1 protein-coding gene is annotated in these 281 nt (G+C 63.7%); it reads right to left on the bottom strand.

Going from position 1 to position 281, the window contains the following annotated elements; genetic code table 11:
- Positions 1 to 281: helix-turn-helix domain-containing protein (locus EN804_RS36745; RefSeq protein WP_135922453.1), on the bottom strand; the 281-nt coding region annotated here is incomplete at both ends.

Genomic DNA, 281 nt, shown 5'->3' on the forward strand with positions numbered 1-281 from the left:
AGCGGCTTCTATACTCTCCCGGTGAGAGGCCGAGAATGCGGTGAAACACCCGGCGAAAGGCGGCAGCGTCCTCATAACCCACCGACCAAGCGATCTGATCGACCGAACGGCGGGTGAATTCCAGCAATTCACGCGCCTTGCCGACCCGCAGGTGCTGGACATATTCGATGGGCTTCATGCCGGTCGCCACCTTGAAGCGGCGCAGAAAGGTTCGCTCCTCCAGCCCGGCATGGCCGGCCATGTCGGTAACGCTTGTCGCCCGCCCGGCACGGGCCTGCAAC

The organism is Mesorhizobium sp. M8A.F.Ca.ET.161.01.1.1 (assembly GCF_004792105.1).
Taxonomy (GTDB): Bacteria; Pseudomonadota; Alphaproteobacteria; order Rhizobiales; family Rhizobiaceae; genus Mesorhizobium.